The organism is Stenotrophomonas sp. 05L414_2 (assembly GCF_056397905.1).
This window is the reverse complement of record NZ_JBFTOJ010000254.1, coordinates 1-3890: the sequence shown is the minus strand read 5'-3', so window position 1 is coordinate 3890 and position 3890 is coordinate 1. Positions and strand designations below refer to the sequence as shown.

Here is a 3890-nt window from a genome sequence, read left to right as displayed (position 1 = left end):
CAGGATCCCCACGCACCATCCGCCATAAACTGGCAGAGCATGCATTGTCGCGCATCATGTAAGTTCGAGACGCCAATCCCGGCCAAGGCGAGTACCTTGGCGCAACCATCGTCCACGCGTCCTTTCAGCAGATCGAGAGGGAAATGCGTCGCGAAGTGGTATCAAGACTTAGATCAGAGAGCATTGATCCCAAAACGTGAAAATCAACACCAATGCATTGTGCGGCCCGGGAGTTTTCGTCGACGCCATAGACCACATGATGCTGCGCGGCTGTCGCTCCTGCTGCTCATACGGGTGGATTCCGACAGCCAGTGATCGCGGCTTACCTTCGCCGGATTCGTGTAAAGTCACGCTGAAAGGTGCCACCCGCCTATCAATGGCGATTTTCTCGGGGGAAGAATATGCATTCCATAGCTGCAAAGCTCACAATGCGAGCGGCGATGATCGCTGTTCCGTTGCTGGCCGCAGGTTGTTTTATGCCCACCAAACAACCCGACGCAGCAATAGTCAAGCCGGCACCTGCAGATCGGGTATTTGCACTCCCCGACCAAGGCGCTTCCACCGGGAATGTGGTGGTAACCCGCGACATCGGCGCTGTTGGTAGCAAGTGTGCAATAGGCGTTATGGTCGATGAGCAGATGGCCGCCCATCTCAACACAGCCGAATCAGTCACCTTCGCATTGAAGCCAGGCCGGCACTTGCTGACGGTAACCGGAATTGACGGCCCCGGCCTGTGTTCATTCAATGCCACCAAATCCGCGCTGGCCAGACGCCGTTCGACCGAGATCTTTGTAGATGCCGATACAACGCGGAAGTACCGGCTAACTTTCCCTGCAGTGGAATCACCGCCGGTGATCGAGCCTGCTTTCTGACGACACTTTCTCGTTGCAGCACAAATGCAAACGCCCCTTTCGGGGCGTTTTTGCATTCTTGGCGGCCTACTTGCTCCAGCGCTTGGAACGCGTCGGCTAGACCTTTGTGACGCGACTATCGAGCGGGATCTACTTCCGCTCCATCGTCGGGCGACCGCCAGCAGGCCAGAGAATTCGGTAGACCAGCTCGTCGCCAGCAGCGAYAGTCACATTCTGGAACGTTGAGACGTTCTGACAGAGACCGCCGCCGGCCTCAAGCTTCAGGAAATACGAGCCGGGCACCACGTGCATGCTGGCCGATTCGCTTGGCTTCAACGCAACGACCTTCTGATCATCAATCAGGATGTCGAACGAGCAACCACCACCTGCAAATCCTTTGTCACGGGTCACTTTGATTGTGGCCGACCGTTCGGCACTGCGATTAAAGTAGCTGGCGTCGTACACCCTACTGGCTGACACAGCTTTGGCGGTTCCGGGGGTGACTGGCGTCGAGGAGCACCCTGCGGCGAGCGCTGCAACGAATCCCAAAACAGCAACCTTCTTCATATGGCCTCCCTGTAGGCCTTCGAGTCTACCGGATGCGGTGGGACAGCAGGCGCCGATCAGCTACAGCGCGCCGAGCAAGAAAAGCGCTGGCATCTACGGCCGCATGCGCAGAGGAGGAGCCCAGCGCGGGTACCCAAAATCCAGGTACCGTCGACTTCAAGATGCGGCCAGGTCAACTGCACATCGACGAGGGCAGCGCAGCCCGCTTCTTCTATTGCGCTAGGGCAACCAACGCAGATCGCGGTGCCGGCCTGGACGCGTGCAAGAAGTCGCCCGCAGGCATGGTGTCCAGCACCAGTGGGCAGCAAATGACCCGCCGCGATGAGGGTGATCAGGTCGCCCCAAAAGGGGAACACCCCCCTACCCTGAAGCCGACCGATCTCACGCGCTACCTGTGCCGGCTGGTCACTCCAACCGGCGGCGTGGTGCTGGACCCGTTCATCGGCAGCGGCAGCACTGGCAAGGCCGCAGTACTCGAGGCTTCCAGTTCACCGGTACTGAGTTGGACCCGGACTATGCCGGGATCGCTGAGGCAAGCGACAGCGTTGCGCAACCTGGATTGCCGTTAGGAGCAAACGCATGAACACCGCCACCGAGCAGCTGCGCGCTGCGTTGGCCACGAATTGGAGGAGGACATCATGCCGCCGAAGAACACGCGCGAAATAACCGTCGCGGAACTGCACGCGGACCTGCAGCCGATCGAGGTTGTTGCCATCCGCACCAGCCTCGGCCAGTCGTGGATCTATCGCCGCATGAAGGAAGGCTCGTTCCCGCACTCATATAAGATCGGAGCGCGTCACGTATGGTGGAAAAAGCACATCGACCGCTTTGTCGCCGGCGAATCCACAGAATGTGGGTGAAAGCATGGGGCGAGCGGCGTAGACAACGAAAAGCCCCTATTTCCAGGGGCTTTTTGAAAAAACTGGCGGAGAGAGTGTCTGAATTTAGGGCGTTCCCTAGCTTCCGTGCACCTTCGTGAAACCAGTCTCAGCCCTTGCGCCAGCTAGGTTTCACCATCCGGGTTCGTTCGCAGGCTTTCGCGGGAAGTCGCGCCTGCTGGGTGGGTACATGGATGGGTAGGAAATGGGATTGAAGATCAATCGCCTGACGGCGAGACGGGTGGCCACGGTCACCGATCTGGGCTACCACGCTGACGGTGGCGGTCTATATCTGCAGGTGACCGCGTCCGGTGCCAAGAGCTGGGTGTTCAGGTATCGATTTGAGGGGAAGCGCCCGGAAATGGGCTTAGGCCCGCTGCACGTGATCGGCTTGGCCGAGGCGCGGGAGGCGGCAGCAGCCGCGAGGAAGATGGTACAGGCAGGTCAGGATCCACTCGCGGGTAGGCGAGCGGCGGCTGTCGCCACTGCCAGCATCCCAACATTCTGGGAGGCCGCCATGGCATATATCGCAGAGCGCGAAGCAGGATGGACCAACCCGAAGCACGCGGGCCAGTGGACCAGCACGCTAGAGACGTATGCAAAGCCGGTGCTGGGAGATCTGCGGGTGGATCGAATTGAGACCGAGCATGTCTTGGCCGTGCTTCGGCCAATCTGGACCACCAAAACGGAGACTGCCAGCCGGGTCCGGCAACGCTTGGAGGCAGTGCTTGATGCCATGACCGTGCAGAAGAAGCGCAGTGGGGAGAACCCAGCGCGATGGCGCGGGCACTTGGCCGTGATCTTGCCGAAACCCACTGCGGTGACCAAGGTGGAGAACTTCGCTGCCCTACCCTACACAAAACTACCCGAGTTCATGGCTGCATTGCGATGCCGTCATGGCGAGGCTGCGCGCGCATTGGAATTCACGATCCTCACGGCCGCTCGCACGGGAATGACCTTGGGCGCTGTTCCCGGAGAGATAGATCTGGCGGCCGCGACCTGGACTGTCCCTGGTGACAGGATGAAGGCGAAGACCGAACACACGATTCCGCTCCCGGCGGCTGCGATTGCGCTTGCAAGGCCACGCATGGGGCGCAACTTATTGTTCCCCAACGACCTCAGCAACCAGCCGCTCAGCGAAAACGCGATGCTGGCACTGCTTAAGCGCATGGGGTATGGCCATGTCACGGTTCACGGCTTTAGGTCGACCTTCAAGGACTGGGCAAGCGAGACCACCGATTTCGCTGACGATCTGTCCGAGGCTGCCCTAGCTCACCGGATTCGGGACAAGGCGAAAGCTGCGTACAAGAGAGGAACCATGCTAGAGAAGAGGCGCCATCTGATGGCGACTTGGGCATCCTTCTGTGGACAATTGTGGACGAATGCACCGGATTAGCAAGTGGCGCACAGCCTTCAGAACTCGCCGAATATTCACGTCTTGAGAACGCTCTTTCTAATCCTATTAAAGACCACTTCAGCGAGAACGGGAGGAACACTATTTCCAATTTGCCTAAACGCCTGCCACTTAGTCCTGTCAAAATGAAACCAATCCGGAAAACTCTGCAAACGAGCAGCTTCGCGGGGAGTGATCACG

At 59.1% G+C, this 3890-nt stretch carries 6 protein-coding genes; 4 read left to right on the top strand and 2 right to left on the bottom strand.

Features of this window, described 5'->3' with window-relative positions; genetic code table 11:
- Window positions 1-440: 440 nt before the first annotated feature.
- The gene (locus tag AC1DJN_RS21085) at window positions 441-872 is read left to right on the top strand and encodes a hypothetical protein (protein WP_235189947.1); all 432 of its coding nucleotides are present in this window, start codon (window positions 441-443) and stop codon (window positions 870-872) included.
- Between the two features lie 129 nt (window positions 873-1001).
- Here the strand turns inward: AC1DJN_RS21085 and AC1DJN_RS21080 are convergent, their stop codons facing one another.
- Window positions 1002-1418, bottom strand: a complete 417-nt coding sequence (locus AC1DJN_RS21080; RefSeq protein ID WP_478040091.1) for a hypothetical protein — start codon at window positions 1416-1418, stop codon at window positions 1002-1004.
- A 32-nt stretch (window positions 1419-1450) separates the two neighbouring features.
- Here AC1DJN_RS21080 and AC1DJN_RS21075 point away from each other — a divergent pair, with 32 nt between their 5' ends.
- From AC1DJN_RS21075 to AC1DJN_RS21065, 3 genes are all read left to right on the top strand, one after another.
- Window positions 1451-1987 (top strand): DNA methyltransferase, encoded by a 537-nt coding sequence (locus tag AC1DJN_RS21075; RefSeq protein ID WP_081794562.1) that lies wholly within the window; start codon window positions 1451-1453, stop codon window positions 1985-1987.
- 69 nt (window positions 1988-2056) lie between these two features.
- Entirely contained in the window at window positions 2057-2278 is a 222-nt protein-coding gene (locus AC1DJN_RS21070; protein WP_152543303.1) for a helix-turn-helix transcriptional regulator, read from the top strand.
- A gap of 223 nt (window positions 2279-2501) precedes the next feature.
- Window positions 2502-3692 (top strand): tyrosine-type recombinase/integrase, encoded by a 1191-nt coding sequence (locus tag AC1DJN_RS21065; protein WP_442251182.1) that lies wholly within the window; start codon window positions 2502-2504, stop codon window positions 3690-3692.
- Between the two features lie 35 nt (window positions 3693-3727).
- Here AC1DJN_RS21065 and AC1DJN_RS21060 read toward each other — a convergent pair whose 3' ends face one another.
- Window positions 3728-3889 (bottom strand): DNA cytosine methyltransferase, encoded by a 162-nt coding sequence (locus AC1DJN_RS21060; RefSeq protein WP_478040093.1) that lies wholly within the window; start codon window positions 3887-3889, stop codon window positions 3728-3730.
- Between the last annotated feature and the right edge of the window lies 1 nt (window position 3890).

What these genes read in the sequence shown, in the direction of transcription:
- AC1DJN_RS21085 (WP_235189947.1), top strand. Translation starts at nt 441, where the DNA reads ATGATCGCTGTTCCGTTGCTGGCCGCAGGTTGTTTTATGCCCACCAAA.
- AC1DJN_RS21075 (WP_081794562.1), top strand. Translation starts at nt 1,451, where the DNA reads ATGCGGTGGGACAGCAGGCGCCGATCAGCTACAGCGCGCCGAGCAAGA.
- AC1DJN_RS21070 (WP_152543303.1), top strand. Translation starts at nt 2,057, where the DNA reads ATGCCGCCGAAGAACACGCGCGAAATAACCGTCGCGGAACTGCACGCG.
- AC1DJN_RS21065 (WP_442251182.1), top strand. Translation starts at nt 2,502, where the DNA reads ATGGGATTGAAGATCAATCGCCTGACGGCGAGACGGGTGGCCACGGTC.